Source organism: Sphingomonas sp. HITSZ_GF (assembly GCF_029543155.1).
Classification (GTDB): domain Bacteria; phylum Pseudomonadota; class Alphaproteobacteria; order Sphingomonadales; family Sphingomonadaceae; genus Sphingomonas.
In genome coordinates, this window is sequence record NZ_JARQXA010000001.1 from 655,450 (window position 1) to 674,384 (window position 18,935).

General features: G+C 66.3%; 14 protein-coding genes and 1 tRNA gene. 8 read left to right on the plus strand and 7 right to left on the minus strand.

Features of this window, described 5'->3' with window-relative positions; translation table 11 throughout:
* The first annotated feature begins 38 nt into the window (after window positions 1–38).
* The 8 genes from mce to P6144_RS03285 all read left to right on the plus strand — a co-directional run bounded on the left by mce (window position 39) and on the right by P6144_RS03285 (window position 13,308).
* Window positions 39–458: a methylmalonyl-CoA epimerase gene (gene mce, locus P6144_RS03250; protein ID WP_277766274.1), complete on the plus strand. Its 420-nt coding sequence runs from the start codon at window positions 39–41 to the stop codon at window positions 456–458.
* Window positions 445–2,577 carry a methylmalonyl-CoA mutase gene (scpA, locus tag P6144_RS03255; RefSeq protein ID WP_277766275.1) on the plus strand — a complete coding sequence of 711 codons (2,133 nt, stop codon included), beginning with the start codon at window positions 445–447 and terminating at the stop codon, window positions 2,575–2,577. The genes mce and scpA overlap by 14 nt, the downstream gene beginning before the upstream one ends.
* 104 nt (window positions 2,578–2,681) lie before the next feature.
* The gene (bioB, locus tag P6144_RS03260; protein ID WP_277766276.1) at window positions 2,682–3,674 is read left to right on the plus strand and encodes a biotin synthase BioB; all 993 of its coding nucleotides are present in this window, start codon (window positions 2,682–2,684) and stop codon (window positions 3,672–3,674) included.
* A gap of 124 nt (window positions 3,675–3,798) precedes the next feature.
* Window positions 3,799–5,817, plus strand: coding sequence for an acetyl/propionyl/methylcrotonyl-CoA carboxylase subunit alpha (locus P6144_RS03265; protein WP_277766277.1), 2,019 nt, complete (start codon window positions 3,799–3,801; stop codon window positions 5,815–5,817).
* 109 nt (window positions 5,818–5,926) lie between these two features.
* Entirely contained in the window at window positions 5,927–6,568 is a 642-nt protein-coding gene (locus P6144_RS03270; RefSeq protein ID WP_277766766.1) for a hypothetical protein, read from the plus strand.
* A 172-nt stretch (window positions 6,569–6,740) separates the two neighbouring features.
* Window positions 6,741–8,519, plus strand: a complete 1,779-nt coding sequence (locus P6144_RS03275) for an arylsulfatase (protein WP_277766278.1) — start codon at window positions 6,741–6,743, stop codon at window positions 8,517–8,519.
* Window positions 8,520–8,834: 315 nt separating this feature from the next.
* A complete protein-coding gene (locus P6144_RS03280; RefSeq protein WP_277766279.1) occupies window positions 8,835–11,612 on the plus strand; it encodes a TonB-dependent receptor in 2,778 nt (925 codons plus the stop codon).
* A 37-nt stretch (window positions 11,613–11,649) separates the two neighbouring features.
* Window positions 11,650–13,308, plus strand: a complete 1,659-nt coding sequence (locus P6144_RS03285; protein ID WP_277766280.1) for a sulfatase-like hydrolase/transferase — start codon at window positions 11,650–11,652, stop codon at window positions 13,306–13,308.
* Window positions 13,309–13,513: 205 nt separating this feature from the next.
* On the opposite strand, the gene P6144_RS03290 is transcribed toward P6144_RS03285, so the two are convergent.
* From P6144_RS03290 to P6144_RS03320, 7 genes are all read right to left on the minus strand, one after another.
* A tRNA-Glu gene (locus tag P6144_RS03290) sits at window positions 13,514–13,588 on the minus strand.
* 83 nt (window positions 13,589–13,671) lie between these two features.
* Window positions 13,672–14,019, minus strand: a complete 348-nt coding sequence (locus tag P6144_RS03295; RefSeq protein WP_277766281.1) for a DUF952 domain-containing protein — start codon at window positions 14,017–14,019, stop codon at window positions 13,672–13,674.
* Between the two features lie 160 nt (window positions 14,020–14,179).
* Entirely contained in the window at window positions 14,180–16,942 is a 2,763-nt protein-coding gene (gyrA, locus tag P6144_RS03300; RefSeq protein WP_277766282.1) for a DNA gyrase subunit A, read from the minus strand.
* 137 nt (window positions 16,943–17,079) lie between these two features.
* Window positions 17,080–17,652 (minus strand): hypothetical protein, encoded by a 573-nt coding sequence (locus P6144_RS03305; protein ID WP_277766283.1) that lies wholly within the window; start codon window positions 17,650–17,652, stop codon window positions 17,080–17,082.
* A 136-nt stretch (window positions 17,653–17,788) separates the two neighbouring features.
* On the minus strand, window positions 17,789–18,214 hold the full coding sequence (locus tag P6144_RS03310) for a hypothetical protein (RefSeq protein ID WP_277766284.1): 426 nt from the start codon (window positions 18,212–18,214) through the stop codon (window positions 17,789–17,791).
* Between the two features lies 1 nt (window position 18,215).
* Window positions 18,216–18,704 carry a hypothetical protein gene (locus tag P6144_RS03315; RefSeq protein WP_277766285.1) on the minus strand — a complete coding sequence of 163 codons (489 nt, stop codon included), beginning with the start codon at window positions 18,702–18,704 and terminating at the stop codon, window positions 18,216–18,218.
* A gap of 13 nt (window positions 18,705–18,717) precedes the next feature.
* Window positions 18,718–18,894, minus strand: a complete 177-nt coding sequence (locus P6144_RS03320; protein WP_277766286.1) for a hypothetical protein — start codon at window positions 18,892–18,894, stop codon at window positions 18,718–18,720.
* Window positions 18,895–18,935 lie beyond the last annotated feature (41 nt).

An 18,935-nucleotide genomic window follows, 5' to 3' on the forward strand; every position in this document is an offset into this window, starting at 1 on the left:
CACGAGATCCCGGCTTTCGCCGGGATGACGGAGGAAGCATGAAACTCGGCCGCCTCAACCATGTCGGCGTCGCGACACCTTCGATCGAAGCGTCGATCGCCTTTTATCGCGACGTGATGGGCGCGGAGGTGATCCGTGAGCCCTTCGATTTGCCGGCGCAGGGGGTGAAGGTCTGCTTCGTCGATACGCCGAACAGCCAGATCGAGCTGATTGAGCCGCTGGGCGATGCTTCGCCGATCCATGGCTTCCTCGCCAAGAACCCGGCGGGCGGCCAGCATCACCTCTGCTACGAAGTGCCCGATATCCACGAAGCCAAGGCCTGGTTCGAGGCCAAGGGCGCCAAGGTGCTCGGCGAGCCGCGCATCGGCGCGCATGGCACGCCGATCTTCTTCGTCCATCCCAAGGATATGGGCGGGGTGCTGACCGAGATCATGGAGACGCCGCGTGGCGACCACTAAGGACTGGGAAGCCCTCGCCGCGAAGGAGGTGAAGGGCCGCGACCTCGACTGGCAGACGCCGGAAGGCATCACGGTCAAGCCGCTCTACACGGCCGAGGACACCGCGAACCTTGATCCCGGCCTGCCGGGCTTCGCGCCCTTCACGCGCGGCGTGCGCGCGTCGATGTATGCCGGGCGGCCCTGGACGATCCGCCAGTACGCCGGCTTCTCGACCGCCGAGGAGTCCAACGCCTTCTACCGCCGCAACCTCGCGGCCGGGCAGAAGGGGCTGAGCGTCGCCTTCGATCTCGCCACCCACCGCGGCTATGACAGCGACCATCCGCGCGTCACCGGCGATGTCGGCAAGGCGGGCGTGGCGATCGACAGCGTCGAGGACATGAAAATCCTGTTCGACGGGATCCCGCTCGATCAGATGTCCGTCTCGATGACGATGAACGGCGCGGTGATCCCGATCCTCGCCTTCTTCATTGTCGCGGGGGAGGAGCAGGGCGTCGACAAGAGCCTGCTCGACGGGACCATTCAGAACGACATCCTCAAGGAGTTCATGGTCCGCAACACCTATATCTACCCGCCCGAACCGAGCATGCGGATCATTTCGGACATTTTCGCATATACCAGTGCGAACATGCCGAAATTCAACAGTATTTCGATTTCCGGCTATCACATGCAGGAAGCCGGGGCGACGCAGGTGCAGGAGCTTGCCTTCACCATCGCCGACGGCATGGAATATGTGAAATACGGCGTCGCCAGCGGCCTGGATATCGACAAGTTCGCAGGACGTTTGAGCTTCTTCTTCGCAATCGGCATGAACTTCTTCATGGAGATCGCGAAGCTGCGCGCGGCCCGGGTGCTCTGGCACCGGGTGATGACGAAGCTGGGCGCGCAGGACGAGCGCTCGAAGATGCTGCGCACCCATTGCCAGACCTCGGGCGTGTCGCTCACCGAGCAGGACCCCTACAACAACGTCATCCGCACCACGATCGAGGCGATGGCGGCGATGCTCGGCGGCACGCAGAGCCTGCACACCAACGCGCTCGACGAAGCGATCGCGCTGCCGACCGATTTCTCCGCCCGCATCGCGCGCAACACCCAGCTGGTCATCCAGGAGGAGACCGGCATGTGCAATGTCGTCGATCCGCTGGGCGGCAGCTATTATATCGAGAGCCTGACCCAGGAGCTGGTCGACAAGGCCTGGGAGATCATCGAGCGGGTCGAGGCCGAGGGCGGCATGGCCAAGGCGGTGGCGGCCGGCTGGCCCAAGGCGATGATCGAGGAGGCGGCGGCGGCGACCGCGGCGCGGATCGATCGCGGCGAGCAGGTGATCGTCGGCGTCAACAAGTATCGCAAGGCCGAGGAAGAGCCGATCGACATCCTCGATGTCGACAACCATGCCGTGCGCGAGGCGCAGATCGCGCGGATCAAGCGCGTGAAGGCGAGCCGCGACGACGCCGCCTGCCGCAAGGCGCTGTTCGCGCTGCAGGAAGGAGCGCGGGGCGGCGAGAACCTGCTCGCGCTTGCCGTCGAGGCGGCGCGTGCCCGCGCGACGCTGGGCGAGATCAGCGCGGCGATGGAGGCGGGCTTCGGCCGCTATGCCACCAAGCCGACCCCGGTGCAGGGCATCTATGGCGGCGCCTATCAGGACGATGCGGTGTGGGAGCGGCTGAAGGACGGCGTGACCGCCACCGAGCGCCGCCTGGGCCGCAAGCCCCGCATGCTCGTCGCCAAGATGGGGCAGGACGGCCATGACCGCGGCGCCAACCTGGTCTCCTCGGCGTTCGGCGACCTGGGCTTCGAAGTGGTGCCCGGGCCGCTCTTCCAAACGCCGCAGGAAGCCGCCGCGCTGGCGATCGACAGCGATGTCGACGTGGTCGGCGCCTCCAGCCTTGCGGCGGGGCACAAGACGCTGATCCCCGAGCTGATCCGCGAGCTGCAGGACGCCGGCCGCGCGGACATCAAGGTCGTCGCGGGCGGGGTGATCCCGGCGCAGGACTATGAATTCCTGCGCGAGGCGGGCGTCCAGGCGATCTTCGGGCCGGGCACCAACCTTGTCAAAGCCGCCGAAGAGGTGCTGAGGCTCCTCGGGCATAACATGCCCCCGATCGAGGAAGCTGCAGAATGACCCAATCCCCAACCGTTCGCCCTGAGCTTGTCGAAGGGTCGTCCTTTTCTTCGTCCCATGGGGCGAAGAAGAGCAGTGCTTCGACAAGCGCAGCACGAACGGGTTTGGCGCGTACCGACTGGACCCGTGAAGAGATCGCCGCGCTGTTCGATCTGCCCTTCACCGAGCTCGTGTTCCGCGCCGCCGAGGTCCACCGCGCCAATCACCCGGCCAACGAGGTCCAGCTCTCGACGCTGCTCAGCATCAAGACCGGCGGCTGCCCGGAGGATTGCGGCTATTGCAGCCAGTCGGTCTCGGCCGAGACCGACCTCAAGGCGACCAAGCTGATGGATGTGCGCCAGGTGCTCCAGGCCGCGGCACAGGCCAAGGATCATGGCTCGTCGCGCTTCTGCATGGGCGCCGCCTGGCGCAACCCCAAGGACCGCGACATGCCCGCCATCGTCGAGATGGTGCAGGGCGTCCGCGCGATGGGGATGGAGACCTGCATGACGCTGGGCATGCTCAGCGAGAAGCAGGCCCAGATGCTCGCCGATGCCGGGCTCGATTACTACAACCACAATATCGATACCTCGCCCGAGCGCTATGCCGAGGTGATCACCACCCGGACGTTCGGGGAGCGGCTCGACACGCTTGAGCATGTCCGCGAGGCGGGGATCAATGTGTGCTGCGGTGGCATCGTCGGCATGGGTGAGACCCGGCCGGACCGTGTCGGCTTCATCCATGCGCTGGCGACGCTGCCGGTGCATCCGGGCAGCGTGCCGGTGAACGCGCTGGTGCCGATCAAGGGCACGGTGCTCGGCAACATGCTCGCCGATACGCCGCTCGCCCAGATCGACGACATCGAGTTCGTCCGCACGATCGCGGTGGCGCGGATCACGATGCCGGCGAGCATGGTCCGCCTCTCGGCCGGCCGCGAGAGCATGAGCGACGCCACCCAGGCGCTGTGCTTCCTGGCCGGCGCCAACTCGATCTTCACCGGCGACAAGCTGCTGACCGCGGGCAATGCCGGCGACGACAAGGATTCGGCGCTGTTCGCCCGGCTGGGCGTCAAGCCGATGCAGGCCGAGGTGAAGGTGGAGCTGGAGGCGGCGGAGTGACCATTACCGGCCGTCATGCTGAACTTGTTTCAGCATCCAATTCTCCCCCAGCGAAACCGCCTGAGGCGCGTTGGACCCTGAAACAAGTTCAGGGTGACGAAGAAAAAGAAAGCCGAGGGGCCTGATGTTCAAGAAGATTCTGGTCGCCAATCGGGGCGAGATCGCGTGCCGCGTGATGCGCACCGCCAAGAAGATGGGGATCGCCACCGTGGCGGTCTATTCGGATGCCGATGCCCGCGCCCCGCATGTGCTGATGGCCGACGAGGCGGTGCGGCTCGGGCCGGCGCCGGCGGCGGAATCCTATCTCAAGGCGGAGCTGATCCTGCTGGCCGCCAAGGAGACCGGGGCCGACTGCATCCATCCGGGCTATGGCTTCCTCTCCGAGCGCGAGAGCTTCGCGAAGGCCTGCGCGGACGCCGGGATCGCCTTTGTCGGCCCGCCGCCCAAGGCGATTGCGGCGATGGGTGACAAGATCGAATCGAAGAAGCTCGCCAAGGCCGCGGGCGTCAACGTCGTGCCCGGTTTCGTCGGGGTGATCGAGGATACCGAGCATGCCGTGCGCATCTCGAACGAGATCGGCTATCCGGTGATGATGAAGGCTTCGGCCGGCGGCGGCGGCAAGGGCATGCGGCTCGCCTGGAGCGAAACCGACGTGCGCGAAGGCTTTGAGGCGACCAAGCGCGAGGGGTTGGCGAGCTTCGGCGACGACCGCGTGTTCATCGAGAAGTTCATCGAGTCGCCCCGCCATATCGAGATCCAGGTGCTGGGCGACCAGCATGGCAACATCGTCTATCTCGGCGAGCGCGAATGCTCGATCCAGCGCCGCCACCAGAAGGTGGTCGAGGAAGCGCCGTCGCCCTTCGTCTCGCCCGAGATGCGCAAGGCGATGGGCGAGCAGGCGGTCGCGCTGTCGCGGGCGGTGGGCTATTTCAGCGCCGGCACGGTCGAGCTGATCGTCTCGGGCGCCGACAAGACCGGGCAGGGCTTCTACTTCCTCGAGATGAACACCCGCCTGCAGGTCGAGCATCCGGTGACCGAGGCGGTGACCGGGCTCGATCTGGTCGAGCAGATGATCCGCGTCGCCTATGGCGAGAAGCTCGCCTTCACCCAGGACGACATCAAGCTGACCGGCTGGGCGATCGAGAACCGCGTCTATGCCGAGGATCCCTATCGCGGCTTCCTGCCCTCGACGGGGCGGCTGGTGCGCTATCGCCCGCCGGCGAGCGAGGAGACGCCCTATGGCGCCCCCGGCACGCGCGGCGATCATGGCTATGTCCGCGTCGATGACGGCGTGACCGAGGGCAGCGAGATCTCGATGTTCTACGACCCGATGATCGCCAAGCTGATCACCTGGGGCGAGACGCGCGACGAAGCGGCGGACCTGCAGGTGGCGGCGCTCGACCGGTTCCGGATCGACGGCATCGGCCACAATATCGATTTCCTCTCCGCACTGGTCCAGCATCCGCGCTTCCGCGAGGGCGCGCTGACCACCGGCTTCATTGCCGAGGAATATCCCGAGGGCTTCCACGGTGCGCCGGCCTCGCCCGCGCTCAAGCGCAAGCTGGCGGCGCTGGCGGCGGTGATCGACATCGAGCGCGCCGAGCGCGCCGCGGCGACGGCGGGCCAGCTCAATGGCGCGGTCGATGTGGGCGACGATCGCGTGGTGCTGATCGGCGGCGATCGCTTCGCGGTCGTGGTCGACGAGGACGTCACGGTCGATGGCCAGCCGATCGACATCGACGGCGAATGGCAGGCGGACAATCTGATCCTCTCCGCGACGGTCGACGGCGCCCCGCTCAGCGTCGGGGTCGCGCGCAAGGGGGCGGCGTGGAGGCTCACCGCGCACGGCGCCGCGCACCTGGTCGAAGTCTATCCCCCGCACATCGCGCAGTTCCGGCACCATATGATCGAGAAGGTGCCGCCGGACATGAGCAAGTTCCTGCTCGCGCCGATGCCGGGCCTGCTCACCCAGCTCCACGTGTCGCCCGGCGACAAGGTCGAGGCCGGCCAGCCGCTCGCGGTGGTCGAAGCGATGAAGATGGAGAACATCCTGCGCGCCGAGCGGGCAGGGGTGGTGAAGGCCGCCAATTTCGGCGCCGGCGACAGCCTGGCGGTGGACGCGGCGATCCTCGAGTTCGAGTGAAGGCAGGGTGGGCAGGGTGCTTGACGCTTGCGGCGGCAGATGATGGAACGGCCCCGTGAGTGACAGTTCTTCCCCGCCCGAGCCGCCCGTCCAGCCCGAAGCGGAGGCTATCCAGACCCAGGCCCAGCAACGGGCCGAGGCGCGTGCCGTCGAATCCGCGGCGATCCGGCGGCGCTGGATCACATTGGGCGAAGTGCTGGCGGTGATCGCGGTTATCATCTCGGGGCTGACGCTGTGGAACAGCTGGAGCGAGCGTAGCGACAGCAAGGCGGCGCAAAGCGCGGATGCGGCGCGCGCCTCCAACCGCGCCGCTACGCTGGTGCTGGTCGCGACCGATGCCGGCAAGCACAGCCTCACCCTGAAGACTGCCTCGGCCGAGCAATCGGTCCAGAGCCAGGAGATCTGGTTTCCGACCGCGCTGGGCGCCGCCTCCGCCCAGACCACGGGCGAACCGCGGATCGAGACCGACTGGTTCGAGCGCGCGCTGGAAAAGGCGCGCGAGGCAGCGAAGCGTCCCGACAACAGCCGCGGCGACGAACGCCTGCCCGTGGCGATCGTTACCCGCTTCCTGGCGGACGGCGAGGCGCATGAGGACGTTGCGCTCTACGATATCGGCTACACCATCTCCGGCCGCCTGCTCGGCGGGCACAGCGTCGAGCTGCGCGGGCTCTCGTTCGTGTCGCGAGTGAAGAAGGGCACTGCGCAGGCAAAGCTCGATGCGCGCTGGAAGGCGTTGTTCCCGGGGAAATAGCATCGGGACGCACCGGCTGCAGCGCTCCGCGCGCAAGCGGAGCGAATTCTCGTGCCGGACCTCTTTTTCCGCTCCCTCCGCGTTGAAGGTGCCCCGGCACACTTCTGCGACAAGATATATTTATCAGATAATTATCGCCTCACGAATGCGGGCGGAAATGGGAGAATGCGGAATGAAGCTGTCTCGGCAACTGCGCGCGCTGACGCGCCGAAGTCTGGTAGGTGCGGTGGCGGCCGCGCTTCTCGTCGGTGGGGCAGCGCAGAGCTTCGCCCAGCATTCCGCGGCGCCGGTGCCGGCTGCTCCGGTCGCGCAGGCACCGCGCCCCAATGTCATCGTGATCCTCGTCGACGATATGGGTTTTTCGGACATCGGGCCGTACGGCAGCGAGATCCCGACGCCCAATCTCGACCGGCTTGCCGCGAACGGCATCCGGTTCACCCAGTTCTACAACACCGCGCGGTGCAGTACCTCACGCGCTTCGCTGATGACGGGCCTCTATCCGCATGAAGCGGGGATGGGGAACCTGGACGGTGTCGTGCAGCCTGAGTCGCGCGGCCTGCACGGCCGCCTCGACGAGCGCGCCGTCACGATCGCGCAGGTGATGAAGCCTGCGGGCTATTTCACCGGCATGGCGGGCAAGTGGCACATGGGCGCGGCGCATGGCTCGCCGCCCGAAGCCCGCGGGTTCGACCGGTCCTTCTCGTTCCCCGGCGGGACCTATTTTCCGGATCAGGTCGGCCGCAAGAACATGCAGATCGACGGCAGACCGGTGCCGCTCACCTCTCCCGAAGTCGGGGAGGGCGAATGGTATGCCTCCGACCTGCTCGTCGACTGGACCAACCGCTTCGTCGGCGAGGCCAAGGCCCAGAACAAGCCGTTCTTCCTCTACCTGCCGTTCACCGCGGTGCATTTCCCGGTCATGGCGCCGCAGGAGGATGTCGCCAGGTTCAAGGGCAAGTACATGGCGGGCTGGGACGCGCTGCGCCGGGCGCGCTTCGAGCGCCAGAAGAAGATGGGCCTGATCGATCCCAAGGCGAAGCTGCCGCCGCCGCTCGACGAGGCCTATGACTGGAGCAAGCTGTCGGCGGCGGACAAGGACCGGTTCGACACGATCATGGCCGTCTATGCCGCTGCCGTCAGCCGGATGGACAAGGCGGTGGGCACGCTGCTCGACGACCTGAAGAAGCAGGGCCAGCTCGACAACACGCTGATCCTGTTCATGGCCGACAATGGCGGCAATGCGGAGAGCGGCCCGGACGGCCGCACCGGCGGCCGCGAGCCGATGGGCGGGCCTGCGTCGAACATCTTCGTCGGGCTGAACTGGGCAACGCTCCAGAACACGCCCTTCCAGTATTTCAAGCACTATACCGAGGAAGGCGGCATCGCCACGCCGCTGATCGCCTATTGGCCCAAGGGCATCGACCCGAAGCTGCACGGCAGCCTGGTGCGCGAGCCGGGGCATCTGATCGATGTGATGCCCACGCTGGCGCAGCTTGCCGGCGCCACCTATCCGACGACGTACAACGGCACCGCGATCCTGCCGATGGAAGGGCGCTCGATGGTGCCCGCCTTCACCGGCCAGAAGCTCGCCCGTGGAAACCCGATCTTCTGGGAGCATGAGGGCAACCGCGCGGTGCGCGACGGCAACTGGAAGCTCGTGGCGCAGTGGCAGGCGCCGTGGGAGCTGTACGACATGTCGGTCGATCGCTCTGAGACCAACAATGTCGCGGCCCAGCATCCCGACATCGTCGCGCGCATGGCCAAGCAATATGAAGACTATGCGGCGCGCGGCTTCGTCGATCCGTGGCCGAGAAAGGTCGATGGCGGCGTGTTCAAGGGTGCGCTCGAGGGCGGCGCTCCGCGTGCGGTCAACGCGCCGCCAAAGGCGAAGGGAAAGCGGGGCAGGGCCGGGCGGCGCCAAATGGCACCCGATGCCGCAAGCCAGGACTGAGCTTTTGACGGGACGCCAGGGTCGGGCCTGCATTTCGCATCGGCGGAATGCGGGTCCGGTCGGCTGCCTTCGTGCGGCTGTTGAACGCCAATCATAGCGCCGCCGGCGCGAACTGCGCGTGATCTTCCGGAGCATCAGCGGCGGCCTTGCCGGCCCGTTGGTGCCCACCATTGCCCGCATATTTGGAGGCCCCCGTCGCATTCGGTGACGGAAAATAGGGAAGACGCACTCTTCCCAATCATCCGGGCAACGATCCGGAGCAATCAGAGGGAGGATGTTATGGCTTGGCGCGCTGCGTTGCTTCTCACCGCTTCGGTGATTCCGTTCACTCACGCCTATGGACAGACGACGCCCCCGGCGCCGCAAACCCCCGACGCCGATCAGAGCACGCCGGCGGCGGATCCCGACGAGCCGCAGGATGGCAATGCGATCGTCGTCACCGGCATCCGATCGTCGCTGACCCGCGCCGCGGAAGTGAAGCGCGACGCCGTGCAGGTCGTCGATTCGATCGTCGCCACCGATATCGGCAAGCTGCCCGATCCAACCACGGCGGCGGCGCTGCAGCGCGTGCCCGGCATCCAGGTGCAGACCGATCGCAACAATGAGTTGAGCGGCGTCAGCATCCGCGGGCTCACCGACATCAACACCACGCTCAACGGCCGCGAAGTGTTCACCACCACGGGGCGCGGGTTCGACCTGAAGGACGTGCCCGCCGAGGCGCTCGGTCGCGTCGACGTGTTCAAGTCGCAGACTGCCGATCTGATCGAAGGCGGCGTTGCCGGCGCGATCGACCTGAAGCTCAATCGGCCGTTCGATTTCACCAAGCCCATCCTGGCGGTCAACCTTCGCCAGAACTACGCCGCCCGGCTGCACAAGAGCAGCCCGCAGATCGGCGTGCTCGCATCGGCCCGGGCGGATACGGGGATCGGCGAGATCGGCGTGCTGGTCAACGGCAGCTGGTCCCGCGCCGACAGCCAGCGCGGACAGCTCAACATGAGCGATCGCCGCGCGTCGAGCGCGGCGCCGCTGAACGGGCCGGCCGGCTTCCTGATCCCGCAGGTGATCAACAACATGCCCAATGTCGGCACGGTGACGCGCGGCGAGATGAATGCCGCGATCCAGTGGCAGGCCACGCCGTCGCTCCAGGTCTATGCCGACGGCCTGTACACCTATTTCCAGACGACCGCTGGCTTTGCCGGCTTCAATCCGCAGCCGTTCAACAACGGCACGACGATCACCGACATCGTGGGGAGCACCGACTGCTTCCAGGCGCGCGTCAACGCCAACGGCACCAATCCGCAGATCGTCAACAATGCCGACGGCACGCGCTCGCTGCAGCCCTACACCGTCCAGTCGATGTGCAATATCAAGAGCGCGACGCTCCATAACGTCATCGTCAACCAGAACTCCTCGTCGGATCGCCTGACCCAGAAGAACAAGATGATCGCGGGCGGGCTGAAGTTCGATCGCGGCGGCACCAAGGCCACGCTCGACGTCGGATACCAGACCTCGTGGAGCTATGACGAGAACGTCAATGCCGAGGTCGGCCAGCGGGTAGGCACCATCTATCTGAACACCGATGTCGACGATGGCGCGTCGATCACGCTCGATCCGTCGATCCCGATGAGCAGCGCCAACCTGTCGATCCGCAACGCGTTCAACCAGAACTACACGTTGGCGACCGGATCGCTGTTCCAGGCGCGGCTCGACGGCGAACAGGAGATCGGCGGCTTCCTGCGCAAGATCCAGGCGGGCATCCGCTATGCCGATCGCGAGGCGGTCAACCGCAACGTCCAGCAGACCAACCCGACCAGCGGCATCGGCTGCAACAATGTCGAGACGGGCCGGCCGTCCTGCCTGGTGTCGAGCCTGGGGCTGTCGCCGGACTTCATCGCCACGATCGGCAATTCGCTCGGCATCAATGGCGGGCAGGCCTTTGTCGGCGTGAACCCGGACTTCCTGCTGTCCGAGAGCGGCCGCAACCAGCTGCGCGCGCTGTTCCACCTGCCGCTGCGGGCGCCCGACTTCGATCCGACGCACCAGTTCGACGCGTCGGAGCGGACGGTCGCCGGCTACGTCCAGGCTAGCTACCAGCTGGGTATCAGCGGCGACGTCACGCTCGATGGCGTGATCGGCGTGCGCGGGATCAAGACCGATCGCACGATCAGCACCTACACGAAGAACAGCGCGGGTGCGATCGTGCCGGTCAGCGCCACCACCAGCGATTTCGACCTGCTGCCCAGCGCCACCGCGCGGCTGAAGCTGCCCGACGGCTTCCAGCTGCGGTTCAACTATGCCCGCACGATGCGCCGGCCCGGCTTCGAATCGCTGAATCCGACGCAGTCGCTGACCTATGTCGGGAACATCTTCCTGCTCAACACCGCCTCGGCCGGCAATCCCAACCTCAAGTCGCAGAAGTCGGACAGCTTCGATGCGACCGCGGAATATTATTTCCGTGGCGGCCTGCTCGCGGTCAACGGCTACTACCGGACGATCCGCAACCGTGTGGTCAATTCGTCGACGCAGACGGTGATCGACGGCAGCAACTTCCTGCTCACCACGCCGCGCAACGTCGGCGAGGCGACGCTCAGGGGCGTCGAGGCCAGCGCGCAATATTTCTTGGATTTCCTGCCGGGGGTGCTGTCGGGCTTCGGCGTGCAGGGGGCCTTCACCTATGCCGATTCCGAGATCGGCGGCAACGATCCGCTGGCCGGCTATGCGCTGCAGGGCGTGTCCAAATATAATTACACGCTCGGCGCGCTCTACGACAAGCACGGGCTGAGCGGCCGGCTGATCTACACCTTCCGCTCCAAATACTACACGGGCGACAACAGCGGCGCGGTTTCGCTGCGCCCGATCGACGCGGCACGGGTCAACGAGGTCTTCATCCCGACCCAGCTGATCTATGTCCGTCCCGCGGGGCGGCTCGATTTCAGCATCGGCTATGACGTGAATTCCGCCTTCCACATCGATGTTGGCGGCACCAACATCACGCGCACCAAGACCAAGCAGTATCTGGGCCAGACCTACCTCAACCAGCTCGTCTATGGCGACGAGACGACCTACTCGATCGGTCTGCGGGTGCGCTTCTGATGTCCGGCACGATCTCCAACCGCAAAGAGGTGATGCAATGAAGCGGCGTGAATTTCTGGGCAGGGCTTCAAGCGCGGTACTCGCGTCGGTGATCGCGGGAGGCGCCTCGGCGCAGACGACGCCCGGGCAGGATCGCGGGCCGTGGCCGGCACCGGTGCCGACGCCCCGAATGGAGGGGCCGAGCCCCAACATCATCCTGCTGATCACCGATCAGACCCGGGCGGGCCTCACCCGAAAATCGGGCTATCCGCTCGATACCATGCCCACGGCCGATGCGCTCGCCGCGCGCGGGGTGGATTTCGCGCGCGCCTATTGCACGATCCCGGCCTGCACCCCCAGCCGCATCTCGATGCTTACCGGGCGCTGGCCGCAGGCGCATCGGGTGCGGATGAACCTCAACCCCCAGGATGCCTTTTTCGACAAGGACATCTACCAAGTCGCGCGAAGCCAGGGCTATCGCACCGGTCTGTGCGGCAAGAACCACACCTATCTGAAGGCCAAGGACGTCGACGTCTTCCGCGACTATTCGCACGAGGGCGGACCCAAGGACGGGCTGACACCCGAACAGGCCAAGTTCGAGGAATGGCTGAAGGGTCTCGATTTCAACGTCGCGCTCGAGCCCGCGCCGTTCCCGCTCGAGACCCAGCTGCCCTATCGCATCGTCTCCGACGCGATCGATTTCATGGGTGCCGCCAAGGGCAGCCCGTTCTTCCTCCAGGTCTCGTTCCCCGAACCTCATGACCCGGAGCAGGTGCCGGCGCCCTATTGGGACATGTTCCCGCCCGACAAGCTGCCGCCGCGCGCTGCCGGGCCGGAAGTGATCCCGCAACTCGGCTACCGGGCCCAGTGGCTCGACCGGCTGGCCAAGGACGGCTTCCCCGACACCGAGAAGCAGTGGCGCCGGTATGTGTCCAACTATCTGGGCGCGCTCCGGATGGTCGACGATCAGGTCAAGCGGATGCTCGATTTCATGCAGGGCGCCGGCCTGCTCGACAACACGATCATCGTGCGCGTCGCCGATCATGGTGACTATCTGATGGACTATGGCCTGGCGCGGAAGGGCGTCGGCCTGCCCGAGGACCTGACCCGCATCCCGATGACCTGGACCGGCCCGGGCATCCGGCCGAACCCCGCGTTCGAGAAGACGGCGTTCGTCTCGATGGCCGACGTCATGCCGACCCTGTGCGAAGCGATGGGCGCCGATATCCCGGCCGGCGTGCAGGGACGCAGCCTGTTGCCGCTGTTGCGCGGACAGGATTTCCCGGCCGAGGAGTTCCGCAGCATCGTTTCGCAGGTGGGGCTGGGCGGGCTCTACTACGAAGCGTCGGACAAGGTGCCGGTGTCGATCGCGCGCACGACCGGCGGTCATTGGGATGAGCTCGATGGCGTCACGCAAAGCGGCAACATGCAGATGGTCCGCATGGGCGACTGGAAACTGATCTACGACATGATGGGCTATGGCCAGCTCTACAACCTGGCCAGGGATCCGCACGAGCTAAGGAACCTGTTCAACCAGCCCGCGGCGGCAAAGGCGCAGTCGAGCCTGATGGCCGAGCTGGCGATGTGGACCATCCGTAACCAGGACAGCCTGCCCACCGGGCCGCAGAACAGGAAATACCACACCAAATGGGCGCGGCCGCACAATTGGTACGCGCCGTTCCGACACGGCACCGCACCGGCGGCCTTCATTCCCTGACGGGCACGGGCTGCCGCATCCGGTGGCTCTGGCATGCCTGGCGGACCTTCCGTCAGGCATGCCGCCGTTCGAGAATCTGTCCAACGGACGGGAATTGGAATGCTTCGCCTTGCGACGCATTCTTATACGTCATGCATTTGAAAGCTGGAGACGGCTTCGCCGGTCATCGGCGGTAAAATCGCGCCCCGCGCGATTTCGTCGCTGCTGGTGACCCCTACGAGAATCGAACTCGTGTTTTCGCCGTGAGAGGGCGACGTCCTGACCGCTAGACGAAGGGGCCGTGCTGCAGCGGAAGCGGGCAATTACGGGCAGCGTCCCGGCCCGTCAAGCGCCTTGCAGGCTTTTATTTCGGGAGCCGCGCGATCAGCCGGCGACGGGCAGGCGCAGCGCGCCGTCCGGCTCGTAATGGACTTCGCTGTACGCGGTCACCGCGGCGAGCGGCAGCGGGGCATAGAGGTGCGGGAAGAGCTGGCCGCCGCGCGAGGGCTCCCAGCGCACCGCGTCGCCCATCGCCTCCAGATCGACCGCGGCGAGCCACAGGCCGGCTTGGCCGGCGAAATGCTTGTCCAGCGTCTCCTGCGCCTGCGCGGCGGTGGAGAGGTGGATATAACCGTCCTGCAAGTCGATCGGCGCGCCGTCGAACACGCCCGCATGCTCGAGGACGTGCATCTGCTCGGCGGTGAGGATCTTGTAGGCGGTGGTTTCGGGCATGGGAGCTCCATCGAACTGGGCTGATCTCGCCGCAAATTACATCGTCACCCCGGACTTGTTCCGGGGTCCACCATGCCGCGAGGGAAGGGGCTGAGCGTCTTGCCCAATACGCGCCTCCCGGTGGACCCCGGCACAAGGCCGGGGTGACGACTACTGCTTGTTACTGCCCGTCCTCAGGCCCGCTTGCGAGGTCTTCGCTCGTGGTGGCGTCCGGCGTGGGCTCGCCCGTGGTCGGGCCGTCGCCCAGCTCGGCCTCGGCCTCGTCCTCGCTCTCCTCGATCCGCGCGGCCGAGACGACATGCTCGTCCTTGGCGACGCGGAAGAGGATCACGCCCTGGGTGTTGCGTCCAGTGACGCGCACCGAACCCACTGTGGTGCGGATCAGCTTGGCCTGATCGGTGACCAGCATCAGCTGCTCGCCGCTATGCGTCGGGAAGCTGGCGACCACCGGACCGTTGCGATCCGAGCTGACGATGTTGGTGATGCCCTGGCCACCGCGATTGGTGCGGCGATACTCATAGGCCGAGGTGCGCTTGCCATAGCCGTTCGCGGTGACGGTGAGGATGAACTCCTCCGACGCCTCGAATTCGGCCATGCGCTCGGGGCTGAGCGTGATCTCGCGGTCGCCTTCCTTCCAGGGGGCGGCCTTGAGATAATCCTCGCGCTCCTGCGGCGTGGCGTCGAAGCCGCGCAGCACCGACATCGAGATGACCTCGTCGCCTTCGGCCAGGCGCGCGCCGCGCACACCGGTCGAATCGCGGCTCTGGAACTCGCGCACGTCGGTCGAGGCGAAGCGGATCGCGCGGCCGCCCTTGGTGGCCAGCAGCACGTCGTCGGTCTCGGTGAGCAGCGACACGCCGATCAGGCGATCCTCGCTGCCTTCCTCGAACTTCATCGCGATCTTGCCGTTGGTGCGGATGTTCGCGAACGCGTCCATCGAGTTGCGGCGGACATTGCCCTTGGCAGTGGCGAACATGACGTGGAGATCGCCCCACGCATCCTCGTCCTCGGGCAGCGGCAGCACGGTCGAGATCGTCTCGCCATTGGCGAGCGGCAGCAGGTTGATCATCGGCCGCCCGCGCGTGGCAGGCCCGCCCTCGGGCAGGCGCCACACCTTCATGCGATAGACCTTGCCCGCCGTGGAGAAGAACAGCACCGGGGTGTGCGTCGAGGTGACGAAGAGGTGCGTCACCGCATCCTCGTCCTTCGTCGCCATGCCGGCGCGGCCCTTGCCGCCCTTGGCCTGGGCGCGGAAGGTATCGAGCGGGGTGCGCTTGATATAGCCTTCCATGGTCACCGTAACGACCATGTCCTCGCGCTCGATCAGGTCCTCGTCCTCGATGCCGTCGGCTGCGGCGGCGATCTCGGTGCGGCGCGGCGTGGCATAGAGGGTGCGGACCGTGGTCAGCTCCTCCACCATCACTTCGTACAGCTTGGCGCGGTTGCCGAGAATCTCGAGCAGCTCTGCGATCGAATCCGCCAGCTCCTTGAGCTCGTCGCCGATCTCGTCGCGGCCGAGCGCGGTGAGGCGGTGCAGGCGCAGGTCGAGGATCGCGCGGACCTGCGCTTCCGACAGGCGATAGATATCGCCGGTGACTTCGGTTTCGACTGCCTCGACCAGCTTGATGTACTGGGCGATCTCCGCGATCGGCCATTCGCGCGCGAGCAGCTTGTCGCGGGCGTCCGCCGGGCTCGACGAGCCGCGGATGATGCGGACGACTTCGTCGAGGTTGGTGACCGCGATCACCAGGCCGAGCAAGATGTGCGCGCGCTCGCGGGCCTTCGCCAGCTCGAACTTCGAGCGGCGGGTGATGACCTCCTCGCGGAACTTGACGAAGGCCTCGATGATGTCCTGCAGGTTGAGCAGTTCCGGGCGGCCGCCGCGGATCGCGAGCATGTTGGCCGGGAAGCTCGATTGGGCAGGGGTGTTGCGCCAGACCTGGTTGAGCACGACCTCGGGAGTCGCGTCGCGCTTGAGGTCGATGACGATGCGCACGCCCTCGCGGCTCGATTCGTCGCGGATGTCGCTGACGCCTTCGATCCGCTTGTCCTTGGCGGCCTCGGCGATCTTCTCGACCAGCGCGTTCTTGCCCTGCTGGTACGGAATCTCGGTGAGCACGATCGAGCGGCGATCGCCGCGCTGCTCGAACTCGTGGCGCGAGCGGACGATGATCGAGCCGCGGCCGGTCTGGTATGCCGAGCGGCAGCCAGAGCGGCCGAGGATCAGCGCGCCGGTCGGGAAGTCCGGACCCGGCACGATCTCCATCAGCTCCTCGAGCGTCAGCGGCGCGCGCTTGCCCAGCATCGCATCGATGTGCGTCAGGCAGGCGTCGATCACTTCGCCCAGATTGTGCGGCGGGATGTTGGTCGCCATGCCGACCGCGATGCCGCCGGCGCCGTTGACGAGCAGGTTGGGGAAGCGGGCGGGCAGGACCGCAGGCTCGCTTTCCGACCCGTCATAGTTCGGGACGAAGTCGACCGTGTCCTTCTCGATGTCGTCGAGCAGCGCCGAGGCGACCTTGGCGAGGCGCGCTTCGGTGTAGCGCATCGCGGCGGGCGGATCAGGATCCATCGAGCCGAAATTGCCCTGGCCGTCGATCAGCGGCACCCGCATCGCCCAGTCCTGGGCCATGCGCGCCATCGCGTCGTAGATCGAGCTGTCGCCGTGCGGGTGGTACTTACCCATCACGTCACCGACCAGGCGGGCCGACTTGCGATAGGCGCGGCCGGCGACATAGCCGCCTTCCTGCGCGGCATAGAGGATGCGGCGGTGGACCGGCTTCAGGCCGTCGCGAACGTCCGGGAGCGCGCGCGCCACGATCACGCTCATCGCGTAATCGAGGTAGCTCGTCTTCATCTCGTCGACGATCGAGATCGGCGTAATGTCGGAGGGATCGTCGGCGAGGATGGTCTCGTCGGTCAAAGTGTCACGCTTTCGGGTTCTTGAGTGTGTCTTACGGCTCTAGCCGGGCCGATGCCTCCTGCCAACCCCGCCCGCGCGCACGCGCGTACGCGAGGGAAAGCTGGGGATAAGTCCGGGACGTGTTTCCTCGGCGGTGTTCAGTCCGGCAGTCGTGCGCAGGCCTGGAAGAGCGTGTCGAGGTTCCCGAGTTGCAGCGATGCGCGCAGCACGTTGTCGAGGAGGCGCATCTGGCTGGCTTCGTCGTTCAGGTGCCGTGCCGCGTTGATTCGCATCGCGCGCGGGCCGAACCTGGCCTGCTGCTTGGCGATGTCCGCCCGCGCATCCGCGTCATCCCTGCCGGCCTCGCCAGTCAGCACGGTGACGCCGTAGCAGAGGTAATCGCGATCGAAGGGCTCGGCGGGCAGTTTTGCGGGAGCTTGCGTGCGGGCCAGCGGGAAGCGGGCATCGCACGCGGCGAGCGAAGGCATCGGCGCCGGCGCCTCCCTGCTGATGCCAGTAACGATGTGGTGCATGTCTTCGAGGAGCAACCCGGGGCCGGCGGCGGACTCGGTCATGCTGAAATAGGCAATCTGCGCCATGCCGCGTCGCCGGCCTGGGTCATCCACCGCGATGCTCGAGATAAGCGCTCGCAGGCACTGATGCGCCGCTTTGCTGGTGTCGGTGTCGAGCGGAACCGATTGGCCGATCAGGGCCAGTGAGAATAGCAGCATGACATCCCCCCTTGCTTGCCGGGGGATCGTAACGGCGGGGCAGCCGCGAGGAAAGGTGGCCGGTGGCGAGGTGGGAGGAGTGCACCCCGCCACCGGTACTTGGGCGAGCCGCGTTTGCGGTGCGGCCCGCCGGAACTCAGTGCCTGCTCGAGTGCGGCAGGCGGATCACATACTGGCCGCTCGGCTCGATGCCGGTGGAGTCGTCCTCCACCTCGCCGCCCACCAGCTTGCCGAGGTTGGCAAGCGCGCCGACCATGCCGAAGGCGTTGCTGAACGGCCGGCCGCGCGGATCGCGGCGCGGCGTGGGACGGGCATTGCGCGGGGCGCGACGGCGCGGGGCGGGGGCCATGCGTGCCATCCGCTCGGCGACCGAGGCGGCGTCGCTCGTGCGGCCGAACTCGCGCCACACCACCTGGAAGCCCTCGGGCACTTCGCTCCATTCGCCGCCTTCGGGGCGGACCAGGTCGCAGCCGCAATGGTGGCACATCGCGAAATCGAGACCCTGGTTGTGATGATGGGTGGTGCCGGCGGCATGGCCCATCACGTTGCAGCGGATACTCATCTCAATGCACTCCCTTGGTCGTCTTGCTCCCGCGCATCCGCAGCCGGAATTCGGCCAGGGCGCGGAAATGCTCGTCGTCGCTTTCGAGCGCGAGCTTGGGGTTCCAGATTTCGAAGCTGTCGCCGGTGCCGACGAACAGCGCGAGGTCGTCGATGCGGCCGAGATGGCGCATCGCAGCTGGGATGCGCAGCCGCCTGGCGTCACGGCCCATCCGCTCGGACAGGCCGAAGGTGCTGCGCATGCGGTGATAATGGCCGCGGGCTTCCTCGCCGCGGGCTTCCTCGGCCAGGCGGCGGCGCTCGGCGCGCTCGGCAAGCGTGGCAAGATGGTCGCGGCCATAGCCGATCAGGCACGCATCGGCCTGGTGCTTGGCGACAAGGATCTCGGGGCTGGTTTCGGGGGCGAGAGCGGCTTCGAGAAAGGCCGGGATGGCGACGTTTCCGTCCGCATCGACCTCGCAGAGCTCGCTACCATGGTAAAGGGCGTTCATAGCATTCGACTCGTCAGAAAAGGGTGGTGCTTTGCTGGTAAGTCACTGAAACCTTATCTGGTTTCCTTGCTTGCCTTATGTTTGCCATAATAACGCCCAATTCTGATCCGCCGATGAACCGTTCCGTTTCATCGACGAAATGTTTACTGCCATTAACCATGATGTGGACCAGCCGAGCGCGCGCTTCCATTCCGGAGAGCACCCGTCCGAGTCCGTGCGTAGGGAAGAATC